13 protein-coding genes are annotated in these 12,950 nt (G+C 38.1%); 9 read left to right on the top strand and 4 right to left on the bottom strand.

What is annotated here, in order from left to right; genetic code table 11:
* Window positions 1-91 precede the first annotated feature (91 nt).
* From mbcS to ACW2QC_RS07030, 8 genes are all read left to right on the top strand, one after another.
* Window positions 92-1,666: an acyl-CoA synthetase MbcS gene (gene mbcS, locus ACW2QC_RS07065; protein ID WP_457543276.1), complete on the top strand. Its 1,575-nt coding sequence runs from the start codon at window positions 92-94 to the stop codon at window positions 1,664-1,666.
* A gap of 205 nt (window positions 1,667-1,871) precedes the next feature.
* Window positions 1,872-4,019 (top strand): AAA family ATPase, encoded by a 2,148-nt coding sequence (locus ACW2QC_RS07060; protein WP_457543421.1) that lies wholly within the window; start codon window positions 1,872-1,874, stop codon window positions 4,017-4,019.
* Between the two features lie 818 nt (window positions 4,020-4,837).
* Window positions 4,838-5,701 (top strand): ComEC/Rec2 family competence protein, encoded by an 864-nt coding sequence (locus ACW2QC_RS07055; protein ID WP_457543275.1) that lies wholly within the window; start codon window positions 4,838-4,840, stop codon window positions 5,699-5,701.
* A gap of 162 nt (window positions 5,702-5,863) precedes the next feature.
* Window positions 5,864-6,709, top strand: a complete 846-nt coding sequence (locus ACW2QC_RS07050) for an SPFH domain-containing protein (RefSeq protein ID WP_457543274.1) — start codon at window positions 5,864-5,866, stop codon at window positions 6,707-6,709.
* 38 nt (window positions 6,710-6,747) lie between these two features.
* The gene (locus ACW2QC_RS07045; protein ID WP_106494586.1) at window positions 6,748-6,927 is read left to right on the top strand and encodes a toxin-antitoxin system HicB family antitoxin; all 180 of its coding nucleotides are present in this window, start codon (window positions 6,748-6,750) and stop codon (window positions 6,925-6,927) included.
* 315 nt (window positions 6,928-7,242) lie between these two features.
* Window positions 7,243-7,620 carry a GntR family transcriptional regulator gene (locus ACW2QC_RS07040; RefSeq protein ID WP_457543273.1) on the top strand — a complete coding sequence of 126 codons (378 nt, stop codon included), beginning with the start codon at window positions 7,243-7,245 and terminating at the stop codon, window positions 7,618-7,620.
* Window positions 7,610-8,467 carry an ABC transporter ATP-binding protein gene (locus ACW2QC_RS07035; RefSeq protein WP_457543272.1) on the top strand — a complete coding sequence of 286 codons (858 nt, stop codon included), beginning with the start codon at window positions 7,610-7,612 and terminating at the stop codon, window positions 8,465-8,467. Before ACW2QC_RS07040 ends, ACW2QC_RS07035 begins: the two co-directional genes overlap by 11 nt.
* Before the next feature lie 2 nt (window positions 8,468-8,469).
* Window positions 8,470-9,171 carry a hypothetical protein gene (locus ACW2QC_RS07030; RefSeq protein WP_457543271.1) on the top strand — a complete coding sequence of 234 codons (702 nt, stop codon included), beginning with the start codon at window positions 8,470-8,472 and terminating at the stop codon, window positions 9,169-9,171.
* Window positions 9,172-9,349: 178 nt separating this feature from the next.
* On the opposite strand, the gene ACW2QC_RS07025 is transcribed toward ACW2QC_RS07030, so the two are convergent.
* Entirely contained in the window at window positions 9,350-9,766 is a 417-nt protein-coding gene (locus ACW2QC_RS07025; protein ID WP_457543270.1) for a helix-turn-helix domain-containing protein, read from the bottom strand.
* A gap of 171 nt (window positions 9,767-9,937) precedes the next feature.
* Between ACW2QC_RS07025 and ACW2QC_RS07020 the strand changes: the two genes are divergently transcribed.
* Complete coding sequence (locus ACW2QC_RS07020) at window positions 9,938-10,273, top strand: hypothetical protein (RefSeq protein ID WP_457543269.1); 336 nt, start codon at window positions 9,938-9,940, stop codon at window positions 10,271-10,273.
* Between the two features lie 142 nt (window positions 10,274-10,415).
* Here the strand turns inward: ACW2QC_RS07020 and ACW2QC_RS07015 are convergent, their stop codons facing one another.
* The 3 genes from ACW2QC_RS07015 to iscB form a co-directional block, all read right to left on the bottom strand.
* Window positions 10,416-10,550: a YfhE family protein gene (locus tag ACW2QC_RS07015; RefSeq protein WP_457543268.1), complete on the bottom strand. Its 135-nt coding sequence runs from the start codon at window positions 10,548-10,550 to the stop codon at window positions 10,416-10,418.
* A 60-nt stretch (window positions 10,551-10,610) separates the two neighbouring features.
* Entirely contained in the window at window positions 10,611-11,168 is a 558-nt protein-coding gene (locus tag ACW2QC_RS07010) for a GNAT family N-acetyltransferase (RefSeq protein ID WP_457543267.1), read from the bottom strand.
* Window positions 11,169-11,525: 357 nt separating this feature from the next.
* Window positions 11,526-12,800 (bottom strand): RNA-guided endonuclease IscB, encoded by a 1,275-nt coding sequence (iscB, locus tag ACW2QC_RS07005; protein ID WP_457543266.1) that lies wholly within the window; start codon window positions 12,798-12,800, stop codon window positions 11,526-11,528.
* Between the last annotated feature and the right edge of the window lie 150 nt (window positions 12,801-12,950).

Below are 12,950 nucleotides of genomic sequence, written 5' to 3'. Positions count from 1 at the left end.
CGAAATTTATTTTAGTTGAAAAATATATATTTAAAGTTTTCTCAACATTTGCTATAATAAAATATATATCCTAGTAATGGAGTTGATACAGATGAACAGAGAAGACTTGGTTGCTCCAAAGAATTATAATATTGTAATGGAAATGGAGCGTTATGCAACAGATCCAGAACGAAAGGCATTAATTTGGCAAGATGATGCTGGGAATAACGATATAGTTACTTATACCCAATTGATGAAAAATGTAAACCGGATTGGAAACGCTTTCCTGGAGAACGGTTTGAAAAAAGGCGATAAAATTTTAGTTATGATCCCACGATTGATTTCCGCTTATGAAGTTTATTTAGCTGCATTAAAGACGGGAATTATCATAATACCAAGCTCGGAAATGCTTAAAACAAAGGATTTGCAATATCGCATTCGTCATGGGGAAGTCAGTGGAGTTGTAAGCTATTATCCATTTGTTGACCAATACAAAGAGATTAATGAATACAATGAACTAACCCGTTTTGTCGTTGGCGAACCTGTTGAGGGATGGCTCTTTTTGGATCGATTAAAGGACGAGGCATCTGATAAATTGGCAATCGCAGATACGACAAGCGATGACATTGCGTTTTTGCCATATACATCTGGTACGACAGGAAATCCAAAGGGTGTTGTACATACACATGGTTGGGGTTATGCCCATTTAAAAACAGCGTCGGAAAATTGGTTATGCATCAATGATGGTGATACTGTGTGGGCAACAGCTGGGCCAGGCTGGCAAAAGTGGATTTGGAGTCCGTTCTTATCTGTATTAGGATCTGGCGCAACAGGCTTTGTCTACCATGGGAAATTCGATGCCAAAACATATTTATCATTGCTTCAGGACAATGAGATTAATGTCTTATGTTGTACCCCAACGGAATATCGGATCATGGCAAAGGTAGATAACTTATCGGATTACCAACTGCCTGCGCTGCATAGTGCGGTATCTGCTGGTGAACCACTAAACAGAGAAGTGATTGATACATTCCGTAAACACTTTGACATAACGGTTCGCGATGGTTATGGGCAAACAGAAAACACGTTGTTGCTTGGTTTTATGAAAGATATGAAGGTCAAACCAGGTTCAATGGGAAAACCGACACCAGGCAATGAAGTCGAGATAATCGATGAAAATGGTGATCCGGTTGCAGCAGGCGAAGTAGGTGATATTGCGGTTCAACTTGATTGTCCTGCATTATTCCGCGAATACTATAAAGATCCTGAACGTACAAAAATAGCCCAGCGCGGCAATTATTATGTGACGGGTGATCAAGCTTCAAAGGATGAAGATGGCTACTTCTGGTTTGAAGGACGTAGCGATGACATTATTATTAGTTCCGGATATACGATAGGGCCGTTTGAAGTAGAAGATGCATTGGTCAAACATCCATCTGTCCAAGAATGTGCTGTTGTCGCAAGTCCACATGAAGTCCGTGGCAATATTGTCAAAGCATTTGTCGTTCTACGTGCAGGAGTAAAGGATAATCAGGAGTTGGTTAAAGAGTTGCAAGATCATGTCAAGAAGCTAACTGCTCCATATAAATATCCAAGGGAAATTGAATTTATTAAGGAATTACCAAAAACAACGTCAGGGAAGATCAGACGAATCGAATTAAGACAGAAGGAAAAAGCAAAACTGTAATATAGGAAGAAATGGGTGTGGCTTAATTAGCTGCACCTGTTTTTTTGTAAAAAAATTAACCAAACCTCTTGAAAGTCAAAAAAGGTCAGAGTATAATGAAGTTACAAGGTCAAAGATAGTCAAAGTCAATATTGACGAAAGACGATTTGATCAGAGTGGAATGTCAGACGCTTCCGCTTTAGAATTCACAAGGAGGAATGACATGATGAAATGTCAACAATGTGGTATTCAACCAGCAACAATTAATATGTCGATGCAAATAAATAATGAAAAAGTGCAAATGCATTTATGTAATCAATGCTTTCAAGAAATAAAAGGACAAATGATGAATCCAACGAATAACTTCTTCTCTGGTTCAGGTTTTGGTTCCGATCAACAAGGTGATTTTGCACAACATTTTTTCCAAGGAAATGGTGCACAACAAGCCGGAACAAGAACACAAGAAAGACAAGGGAACCAAGGAAATGGATTGCTTGATCAATTAGGAAAAAACGTTTCTAACGCTGCACGCGCAGGCTTGATTGATCCAGTAATCGGCCGTGATAATGAAGTAAAACGTGTGATAGAAACACTTAATAGACGAAATAAAAATAACCCAGTTCTAATTGGTGAACCAGGTGTTGGGAAAACAGCAATCGCAGAAGGCCTAGCTGTGAAAATCGCAGAAGGTAATGTTCCAACAAAATTGATGAACAAAGAAATTTATTTGCTTGATGTAGCATCACTCGTAGCAAACACTGGCATAAGAGGTCAATTTGAAGAACGGATGAAGCAATTAGTTCAAGAATTGCAAACACGTCAAAACGTTATTCTATTCGTTGACGAAATCCATCTATTAGTCGGTGCAGGCACAGCAGAAAGCTCACAAATGGATGCAGGAAACATTCTAAAACCAGCACTTGCACGTGGTGAACTGCAATTAATTGGTGCAACAACACTAAAAGAATACCGCAACATTGAAAAAGACGCAGCGCTCGAACGTCGCCTACAGCCAATAATGGTCAAAGAACCGACAGTCGAACAAGCTATACAAATTTTAAATGGTATCAAAGAGCGTTATGAGAAATTCCATGAAGTAAAATATTCCGATGATGTTATCCGTTCGTTTGTAACGTTATCACAACGGTATATTCAAGACAGATTTTTACCAGATAAAGCAATTGACTTAATGGATGAAGTTGGATCTCGCTTGAATCTTGCTAATGCAGAAAAAGATTCGGATTCCATTGAACAAAAATTAAATGAAGTAGTGCAGGAAAAAGAACAAGCTGCTGAAAAAGAAGACTATGAACGTGCAGCACACTTGCGCTACCAGGAAATACAATTGCAAAAACAACTGGATAAAGCAAAAGATGAAGCACAAGTAATTGATGTAGGATTAGAAGATATTCAATTAATTATTGAAGAAAAAACGGGAATTCCTGTTACGAAACTGCAAAAAGATGAACAAGAACAAATGAAAAACCTTGCAAGCAATCTCTCGCAAAAAGTAATTGGTCAAGAACAAGCAGTTGATAAGGTTGCAAAAGCAATTCGCCGTAGTCGTGCAGGATTAAAATCAAAATACCGTCCAATTGGATCATTTCTATTCGTTGGTCCGACTGGTGTAGGAAAAACAGAGTTAACCAAAGCACTTGCAGAAGAATTGTTTGGCTCTCGTGACGCACTTATTCGTCTGGACATGAGTGAATATATGGAAAAACACGCGGTGTCAAAAATTATCGGTTCCCCTCCAGGCTATGTAGGTCATGAGGAAGCAGGACAATTAACCGAACGTGTTCGTCGAAATCCTTATTCCATCATTTTGCTTGATGAAATTGAAAAAGCACATCCAGATGTACAAAATATGTTCTTGCAAATTATGGAGGATGGTCATTTAACCGACTCACACGGTCGTACGGTAAGTTTTAAAGATACAGTTATTATCATGACAAGTAACGCTGGAACTGGTATAAAAGAAATTAATGTTGGCTTTAATCGATCCGAGCATGAATCTGTATCCATCTTGGAAAATTTGAGCGCTTATTTCAAACCAGAATTCTTAAACCGGTTTGACTCAATTATTTCATTTAATGAATTAAGTGAAGCTAATTTATTGGAAATTGTTGATTTGATGCTTAACGATTTAACACAAAATATGGAAGAGAACAATTTGAATATTACAATTTCTGATGCAGCAAAACATGAATTGGTTCGACTTGGTTATGATCGACGCTTTGGTGCAAGACCATTACGTCGGGTTATCCAAGATAAAGTAGAAGATCAATTAACAGACTTGCTATTGGAAAACAATGATATAACGGCAATAAATGTTGATATGGTTGAGAACAAAATAACAGTAAAACAAGCGTAAGTTTCATTAAATCCTGTCCCAAAATTTCGGGGCAGGATTTTTTTGTTGGTAGATACTGTTTGAATAAAATTGTTTCTAAAAGATTGGGACTGCGATTACTCGCCCCATCGAAAACATTTGTTGTTTTTACACAATATCCATAAAATGTGCACTAATTACCGCTACGGAAATACACTTCGCTTTCCGGGGGCGGCTGTCGAGCCTCCTCGTGCTGGGTGCTCATCGCGTTGCAAGTAATTTCGGTGAAGTATCGCTCCTCGCAACTCGAAGCTTACTAGGTGGAAGTTTCGCTCGTCGCACTGCGAGGTCTCACCGATGCCTTTCCTCCCCCAGGAGTCTCCGTATATTTCCTTCTCTGGTATAATAGTACGTTGCTATATCCAACATTTATTGCTGGATCAAATAACAATAATTATTATTCATTTTTTAATATAGTTGATTGGAGTGAAGGGCAGTCGACTCCTGCGGGAACAGCACGTGTCTGAAGACCCCACAGGACAAGGGAAGCTTCGGCAGCAATACATCGCACGCAGAAAAAGTGGTTTTCTTCCGAGGAGGCTGAAGCAGTGCCCGCGGAAAGCGACTGCCCGGAACGGAAATCAACGGAGCACTTACTTCGTATTAATTTCGGAGCGGTAGAAGTGAAACACCAATCAATAAAACACTACGTCACAGTTTATATCAACTGCGAAATTAAAAAACAACAAACATTACGAAAAGATCCTTAGGTAAAAAATAATTCACCTGCATCATTCATAATACATGCCGAATTTGAAAAAACTAAGAGAACTAAAGCAATTGTAAAAAGGATGTTTCATATGCGGACGTTTACACTAATAGGGCTTGTCCTATTTTTTCTTTTTCCTAAAGATATTATTTATGGAGAAACGATGGATCAAATGAAGGTACATTTTATTGATGTAGGTCAAGGGGACAGCATTTTTATTCAAACACCAAACGAAAAAACAATTCTTATTGATGCTGGCCCACCAAAAGCTGGAAAGAAAGTGGTTAGCTTTCTGAAAGAACATCATGTGGAAAAGCTTGACCTGTTAATTGCAACTCACCCGGATATTGATCATATTGGAGGAATGCCAGCAGTAATGAAGTCATTCAAGGTTAAGAAAATAATTGACTCAGGCAAATTGCATACAACAAAAACCTATGCACGCTATATCAGCGCAATTAAAAACAATCAAATACCGGTAGAAATTGCCAAGCTAAACGATACGATCACCATTGATCCACTTGTGAACATACAGATTTTAAATGCATATGAAGAAAATAAAAATAATAACCAATCGTCCATTGTTTTAAAGGTGAGTTTTCAAGAAATCGATTTTTTACTTATGGGTGACTCTGAGCGGGAACAAGAAAAACGCTTAATTCAGACGGAAGATATCCAGTCGGAAATTTATAAAGTTGGGCATCATGGTTCTAACACGAGTACGTCTTATAAATTTGTGGATCTTATCAAACCAAAAGTAGCGATTATTACGTACAGTAAACAAAATGATTATGGTCATCCAGTTGATCGGGTAATTCGCAATCTACAAAAGGTTAATGCAAACATTTATTCTACGGCAGTATTTGGCGATATTACCATTTCAACGGATGGAGATGGTTATTTTATCATGACAGAAAAAACACCGATTGATGGATTGACGGAAAAGGCAGGGTGAATAGGCTAGAGGCAGTGTGGTTTCAGAAAAAGAAACTACACTGCTTATTTATTTAGGATAGGCTAGATGACTAAATAACAGAAAATAAAAATAATTAGTTTACAAAATTAAACAATAGTGATATCATTTTAATATAGGTATAATATATTGGGAGGGTTTGCTATGCAGGAAAAAAATGCTTGGTCGATGAATGGGTTTTTGGGAATAATCGTAATTGCTGCACTTATTGCCGGAGCCGTTTTTAGCTTGATTAACCAGCAATTTGTTATTGGTGGAATTTGTCTTGTTGTTGCGATTACACTTGGTAGTGGTATTACATTGGTACAGCCGAATCAATCAGTTGTCGTTATTTTTTTAGGAAAATACATGGGGACGATCCGCCGGGAAGGGATTGTGATTACGGTTCCTTTTTCCATCAGAAGGACAATTTCATTGAGGGTGCGAAATTTTAATAGTAAGCGGTTGAAGGTTAACGATGTCAATGGAAATCCAATTGAAATTGCTGCTGTAATTGTATTTAAGGTGGTTGATGCGGCAAAAGCTGTGTTTGATGTTGATCGTTATGAACAGTTTGTGGAGATTCAGAGTGAAACTGCGATACGAGCGGTTGCAACGAAATATCCGTATGATACATTTGAAGATGTTGAATTGACGTTAAGAGGAAACGCTGATGTCGTGTCCAATCAACTGGCAACGGAGTTACAGGAACGATTAAACGTTGCGGGTGTAGAAGTAATTGAAACGCGTTTGACACATCTTGCCTATTCAACTGAAATTGCTCAAGCGATGCTACAGCGGCAACAAGCAAGTGCTATCATATCTGCCCGCCGGCAAATCGTTGAAGGTGCAGTCGGAATGGTGCAGGATGCCATTGAACGGATTGAAAAAGAAGGAATTGTTGATTTAGACGAGGAACGAAGAGTGGCCATGATTAATAATTTACTTGTTTCGATTGTGTCCGATCATGGTGCACAACCAGTTATAAATACTGGATCATTGTATCAATAAAACAGCCAACGTTTTAAACTTAGTAAAAGAGGGATTCTATGGCAAAGAAGAAGAATTTCCCATTACGTATAGACCCGAAGTTGTACGATATTTTGCAAAGATGGGCAAAAGATGAATTCCGTAGCGTCAATAGTCACGTGGAATTTTTGTTACGCGATGCAGCAAAGAAAGCTGGCAGGCTTCCTAAAAAGGAAGATAAAAAAATTGGCGAAGATTAAAAAGTTAAATTTAAAGTTTTGCACATTATTAGTAGACATTCCCTTTTGAGGTGCAAATAAGAAAAAATCATAACTAATCGAATAGAAATTAGCAATAAAAGTAGCAGGAGGATTCACAATACTGGGAATTCGTTTCTGCTATTTTTATTGTCATTTTTGGATTATATATTAGTAATACTTTGGAAGTTAATGATAATTTTATTGCATGTCAGTGCGTAGTAATATAAAAATATTTTAGAAAACTATTGACAAATATGCCTCTCAGTTATATGGTTAGTTACATAAGTAATTAACCGATTAACCGAGGTGGGTATCATGAAAAATACGTTGGATGAAAACAGGCCAATTTTCCTGCAGATAAAGGAACAACTAGAAGATTCGGTTATCAATGGGACCATTAAACCTGGTGAACGGGTACCATCAACGAATGAATTCGCAAGTTTTTACAAGATAAATCCGGCAACCGCAGCAAAAGGAATAAATGAACTCGTTCATGAAAATATTTTATTTAAAAAAAGAGGTGTTGGAATGTTTGTGACAGACGATGCCAAAGAAATTTTAATTGAAAAACGAAAGGAACATTTTTATGAAAAGTTCATTCAACCATTAAGGAGTGAAGCAAAAAAATTACAATTAAGTGATCAAGATTTACTAGAAATGATTAAACGGGGGGGAACAAATAATGCGAATTGACGTACGAAGTGTAACAAAGAAATATAAAGACACATTAGCTCTTGACACGATTTCATTTTCATTAGATGAACCAAAAATCTATGGGCTACTGGGACGTAATGGAGCGGGAAAAACAACCTTTATGGAAATATTATCTGGTCATATTTTGGCGACAAGCGGTGAAATTTTGATCGATGGGGAAAAGCCGTTTGATAATCAGCGGTTAACAGAATCCATTTGTTTAATTAAAGAAGGTAACAACTTTAAACGTGATTTAAAGGTTAAAAATGTACTACGGATGTATTCGTTATTTTATCCGACGTGGGACCAAGAGCTGGCCGATGAACTAATGGATGTTTATAAGTTAAAACGTAATGCTCGAGTGAAGGCGCTATCAAAAGGGATGGCATCAGCCCTGGGGATTATCGTTGGTTTAGCGTGTAAAGCACCGATCACCATTTTTGATGAACCATATATCGGTTTGGATGCGGCAGCAAGAAGGAAATTTTATGAGATCCTGTTGGAAGAGTATGAACAGGAAAAACGTACGATCATCTTTTCTACGCATTTAATTGATGAAGTAAGTTTGCTGTTTGAAGAAGTATTGATCATTCAAGATGGCAAGCTTGTATTGAAGGAAGAAGCGGAGGTTTTACGCAATAATACGTGCGCTGTTTCTGGGAGTATAGAAGAAGTGGAAGCTTTTATTAGTAATAAGCAGGTTATTAGTAAAAAGGAACTTGCAGGGATGATGACGGCATATGTCTATGGGAGTAGGCGACAGGCGGAGTCAGCTGGTTTATCGGTTGAAGGGGTGCCAATTCAGGAATTAATGATTTACTTGACAGAAAGCAAGAAGGGGGCCTGAATATGGGAAGACAAGTGAACGGGTTGCTTTATTTTTTCATTACGGATGTCAGACATTCTTTATTTATCTTTTGGACCATTTTGATTAGCACATTAATTATTAGTATTGTTGGAGCATACCTTTTAATGAATGTTGATGAAGGAAGAATGGTTTTTACCTTATCAATGGCGATTTATATTTACTGTGGAATATTTGGTTTTATTACAGTGAAACAGGGGATACCGTTTTCGATTAAGATGGGTGCAACAAGAAAGAATTTGTTTGTGAGTATAGGAATTTTCTTTCTGGGATTGGCACTAGTAAAAGCAATACTAGCAAATACCATTCACTCACTTGTTATATGGATGTCGGATGGGGTAGGTATTGACACATTCCGCTTTATCCATCCGGCACAATTAATGACGGATACATGGTTAACACGTGTTATGATTGATACCACTGTCATGTTTTTCATCTTGGCATTCATGTTTACAATTGGGTTATTATTCTATAAATATGGTTTACTAGGTGGAGGGGCTGTTGTTGGTGCACTTGTTATTACACTATTATTTGGTGTAGCATATGGTTGGATTATCGACTTTTTCAGCGGTATACTCGAATCACTAACGATGACATTCTTTGTTGAGCTATTGCTAATTGGTTTGATACTATATGGAATTTCATGGATCATGCTGCGAAAAATAACAATTGAAGTGGCACGGTAGGAACAAAAAGCGCGAGCGAACCGATGTTGGACTATGGGAACGGAGGTGAAGAAGGTCTCGCCGCAACTTTAGCGCTGGAGCTGGACGTGGCTCACCCTGTCCGTGAACAAAATAGGCTCAAATTTATATTATCTTACTAGTTAGAAAAGGGATGACACGTTCATTCCTTTTCTCCATCTCATAATCGTTCATATTCGTCAATCATTGTAGCGAATAAAAGGTGCAATGATTTTTGTTTTTTCATTGGTAGCTTTTTTAGTCGATGAATTTGTTCCTTTAAAAGTGGATGCATCATTAAGTACTCAACCAGCTCCATCACCTCAACATCGAATGGTCGGGCTTTGGAACTATATACTCGTTTAAAGTCTTTTAGCAGATCCTCCCGTAATGTGTAATTACCAACGATGTGATCAATCGTTACATCAAATACCACGCTAAGTTCAATCAGTGATGGTACGTCAGGGGTAACCACATTGTTCTCCCATTTTGCGATAACAGAACGTGAGGTTGATAGCTTTTCCGCAAGCTCTTTTTGTGTCCACTCATTCTGTTCACGTAAAAATTTAATATTGTAGGCAATCTGCTCCAAATTCATGATTATCACACTCTAACAAATAAAATTAGGATATAAACAGGACCTTATAGCTATCCTTAAGATACTTTCAATCCTATCATGACAAACAGGAGAGAAATGCTTATTGTTGTTCTTATCGTGAACATATAGTAATATGTTCCTAAATAGAACGTGCGGAGGGAGCAAAGTGCTATGGTTAATTGTTTGATTTTATATCATCATACCATCACGAGCTTAACAAAATGTTTCATCTTACGTGCAATGTTTAACAGCGAGGATTTTGAAATTCATGTATCGGGAAACAACACGGTTAGTATTTATTTGTGGAATGTAGAGCATGTTGCAGTCTGGCAAGCTGCAATGGATTTTGAATCGACTAATATTATGACGGGGTACGGGTATGGCAAGCTAAAGAAAGATGCCGAAAAAGCTGCTATGAAAGTTTTATTAAAACGAATTGCCCAGGAGGAAAAAGGTTTTCACGTGAAAGAGGAAACCGAAACATATAGGATTAAACTAGCATATTAAGTATAAAGTTATTCACAGAGTTATCAACAAACAGGAGACCAGTTTCTAACATATAGGTGGAATTATCAACATTATCAACAGGGCGTAGATAAGTTATTAACAGGGGGGCTTTTCCTGTGGATAAAAAAGGAACCCGGATTGATTATCTCCGGGTTCCTTTTTGGGAAAATTGGTTATACACTTTATCAGCGCTTTTAAATTCCCGCTGATAAAGCACCTCTTGCGTCTTCGAAAGAAATTTTTCTTCTTGATGATTATGCTTTGGGTTCTTTTTCATAAATATCCCTCGCTTTGTTCTTAGCATTTGCCTGTTAAGGGAGATTTATACATACAACAATTAGGAAACTTCCTCATCACTAGATGTAGAGTCAGCATTGGCAAATTGTTGATAGGCCAAGTAATGTTCTTTTGTGATAACAAACAGATCATAAATTTCTTCTTGTGGATTAATCTGTTGATAAACAGCTGTGTAAAGTGTGTTTCCTAGCACTGTATAAGGCAATTTTAAAACTGCTTTCAGAGAACGAGTATTTGTTTTTCTTACTTTCATAAAAATAGCTTCGATTGGATAATCAAAAAAAAGTTCCGCAAAAAATTGCTCCTTGGCTAGTTTGTTATATCCTTTTCCGAAATAAGGTTTGCCGATCCAGGTGGCCAAAAACCCGTGATTGTCCTGGATTTCAAATAAATTTATTGTACCAATCGGTTGCCCGAATTCATCTAAAATGGTTCGGGAAATCAATTCTCCATTTTCTTCTGCTTCTATTGTCTGTTTTGTAATGAAATAATATTCATCACTTGTTGTTGCTTTTTGTCTTACATAGGGAAATACTTCCGGGTGCACAAGTAATTCGAATAATCCAGGTACTTCGTGTAAATCACGCATTTTCAGCATAAAAAATACCCTCCTTATTTACAGGTGGGTATCCTTAAGTTAAAAGGGAATCAGTAGCACGGACCACCCACGAATTTTTAGTTAGCGTTCAACAAAAATCCGGGGTGGGAATCGAACCCACTAGAACCAGTATGTACTGGTGGCGCACCATTTGCCTTCCCTATTTAATTCTATTCTGCTTTTATTTTACACTGGATTTGTATAAATGAAAATAACTTTTTTGAGCCAAAATGCGACGATGTTATGTTGCTATTTCTGAAAGATTTGCTTTAACTGCACTCCGAAAGAAGTCTCCCTCCTCAAGGAATGTGAAGGGCTATAGCCCAATGAGTAGGTGGGAGATGAATTTCGGTTGGCTTAGCCAAATGCTTTGTATTCAAACTGCCAATTGTTATGATGACTGATTTGTGTCAATTCCTTAAGACCAACTTGCTTATAGCTTTTGTTTGGCATGGTGATATAATCTCCATCAATAGACTTGACATAAGCACCACTTGTTCCAGTAAAGCCTGTAATGTAACCGGTTTTCTCATATAACCTTACTTTGTCATTCAAATAAAATCCCTTGAGATATTTCTTGTTCTTTTCATTTCTTTTACTCGTGATGTTTTTAGATTTACGTCCCTTCCTTGCTGTCGCTTCGTGTAATGAACGTTTCTTTTTGCGGAATTGCTTGATTTTGAACGTTGTCTCGGCGTTTTCCTTGATGGATGAAATACCACTGATGGCAATCGCATCATTTGCATGCGTTTTTTCCAATTCTAATGCTTTACGTTTCGGTGTTGTCACTGAACCGTATGTAATTCTTGCATGAGGATACTTGGTAAATACCCTCTTACGAACAATATTCATGAATGGACCTTCTTTGTACTGTGCCAATCTTTTCCCTTCTACCATCCATTTCCAAAGAATGTTTCCCCGCTGATGGTTGTCATGTGTATGGCAGTCTGTACAAACGGTAATCAGGTTGTCTGCCCGATTGGAACCTCCGTGTGTACGGTATATAATGTGATGTGTATTCAAAACTTTGCCTTTCTTTTTGCACACTTGGCAAGTATAGTGATCTCTTGCCAATACAAAGTAGCGCACATCATGGTAGCCATACGTCTGACCTTCTTGATAGGCCACACCTTGAATAGCTGGATCAATCATTTTTTGCACATCGAATTTACCGACCTCCATTGTCAACTCAGGATTTGGCACAAGGTCACAAAACTTGTCAATCCAAAAGAAAGTGTTTTCCACCCGGCTTTGTATACTCGGCGGCAACCATCTTTCTCCTCGGGCACGATTTTGAAAACGCGGCTGACGATAACGTGTTTTCCTGTTTCTTCTGGAACGTCTGTAGGTTCTTCTGGTATCAATGGCAGATTTGACATCCTGGCGAAGCTCCACTTCCCCTTTGACTAGCACCTTGTCTTTGCTCGTAATGGCGATGCCGACATATTTCGTTCCTAAATCAATGCCAATCTTCACTTCCTGTGTGTAACTATTGGTTTCATACAATAATTGAATTCCAAATGGATTGCGGGAAACAATTTTTGCCTTCTTTTCTTTGAGCAGCAATCTTGCTTTTCTTGGTTTGCATGGCATTAAAGGTTGTCCATGCTTATTGATAACGAACACAACCATTGTGTTCCTCCTCTCAGAGTGGTTACCCTTCGCCAATGTTGGTAAGGCTTTGCGGTAATACCGCCAAATTCCGGTTGACCGTTCCTACCCAATCAGAACTATTACAGTGCCGGCACAGAGCAATGGACTAGGGTATCATCCTTGGGTGTG

This window comes from Virgibacillus sp. FSP13, assembly GCF_054048505.1.
Note: the sequence above shows the minus strand (reverse complement) of the source record. Positions and strands in the feature narration are given on the sequence as shown.

What these genes read in the sequence shown, in the direction of transcription:
- mbcS (WP_457543276.1), top strand. Translation starts at nt 92, where the DNA reads ATGAACAGAGAAGACTTGGTTGCTCCAAAGAATTATAATATTGTAATG.
- ACW2QC_RS07060 (WP_457543421.1), top strand. Translation starts at nt 1,872, where the DNA reads ATGAAATGTCAACAATGTGGTATTCAACCAGCAACAATTAATATGTCG.
- ACW2QC_RS07055 (WP_457543275.1), top strand. Translation starts at nt 4,838, where the DNA reads ATGCGGACGTTTACACTAATAGGGCTTGTCCTATTTTTTCTTTTTCCT.
- ACW2QC_RS07050 (WP_457543274.1), top strand. Translation starts at nt 5,864, where the DNA reads ATGCAGGAAAAAAATGCTTGGTCGATGAATGGGTTTTTGGGAATAATC.
- ACW2QC_RS07045 (WP_106494586.1), top strand. Translation starts at nt 6,748, where the DNA reads ATGGCAAAGAAGAAGAATTTCCCATTACGTATAGACCCGAAGTTGTAC.
- ACW2QC_RS07040 (WP_457543273.1), top strand. Translation starts at nt 7,243, where the DNA reads ATGAAAAATACGTTGGATGAAAACAGGCCAATTTTCCTGCAGATAAAG.
- ACW2QC_RS07035 (WP_457543272.1), top strand. Translation starts at nt 7,610, where the DNA reads ATGCGAATTGACGTACGAAGTGTAACAAAGAAATATAAAGACACATTA.
- ACW2QC_RS07030 (WP_457543271.1), top strand. Translation starts at nt 8,470, where the DNA reads ATGGGAAGACAAGTGAACGGGTTGCTTTATTTTTTCATTACGGATGTC.
- ACW2QC_RS07025 (WP_457543270.1), bottom strand. Translation starts at nt 9,766, where the DNA reads ATGAATTTGGAGCAGATTGCCTACAATATTAAATTTTTACGTGAACAG.
- ACW2QC_RS07020 (WP_457543269.1), top strand. Translation starts at nt 9,938, where the DNA reads ATGGTTAATTGTTTGATTTTATATCATCATACCATCACGAGCTTAACA.
- ACW2QC_RS07015 (WP_457543268.1), bottom strand. Translation starts at nt 10,550, where the DNA reads ATGAAAAAGAACCCAAAGCATAATCATCAAGAAGAAAAATTTCTTTCG.
- ACW2QC_RS07010 (WP_457543267.1), bottom strand. Translation starts at nt 11,168, where the DNA reads ATGCTGAAAATGCGTGATTTACACGAAGTACCTGGATTATTCGAATTA.
- iscB (WP_457543266.1), bottom strand. Translation starts at nt 12,800, where the DNA reads ATGGTTGTGTTCGTTATCAATAAGCATGGACAACCTTTAATGCCATGC.